The 625-nt window shown below is 70.4% G+C and carries 1 pseudogene; it reads left to right on the plus strand.

What is annotated here, in order from left to right:
* A pseudogene (locus APM_RS19370) lies at window positions 1-625 on the plus strand (AAA family ATPase); the annotation flags it as partial.

Raw genomic sequence — 625 nt, forward strand, 5'->3', positions numbered from 1 at the left:
CGGCAAACGGGCTGACGGACTTGATCTGCCAGCCGCGCCCGTGGAGGCGTCGCCTTCGGCCAATCCGCAGACCGCAGCGCCAGAGGCTGTTGAGGCGAACGAGGCGGAGGATCGCGACGCGGCCCTTGCGGCCGAAGCGGCGGCGCTAGGCGAGCTGGGAAGTGCCGCCGATGGCCCGCCGCCCTGGCCAGATGATTTTGCGCAGCCCCCGATGGAGGAGGCGGCCGCGTATGATCTGGATGCGGCGCTGGCGGCCGACTGGCAGGCGGATATTGCGCGGGGCGGTGAACCGGCGGTGCCGCCGCGTGGCCCGGCGGCTGACGATAAGCCTGCCGAACCACGGGCGATCGATGTTGCGGCGGCGCTTGATGCTGCCGGTGTGCCCTACCGGACCAGCGGCGGCCGGTTGCGGCTGCAAGCGACATGGCGCGGAGGGGAAGGCTGGACGGTTTCGGTCAACGCCACCACTGGCCAATGGACCGACTTTGCCGCCAGCGAAGGCGGGCGGTTCGAGAGCCTGGTGCGCCGGCTGGGCGTCAAAGCCGAGGCGATCGAGCTGGATCCCGAGGCGGCCAAGGCGGCGCGTACTGCCGAGATACGGCGCAACGTCTTTCGCAAGAGCATT

This window comes from Acidiphilium sp. PM (assembly GCF_000219295.1).
In the GTDB taxonomy this organism is placed as follows: Bacteria; Pseudomonadota; Alphaproteobacteria; order Acetobacterales; family Acetobacteraceae; genus Acidiphilium; species Acidiphilium multivorum.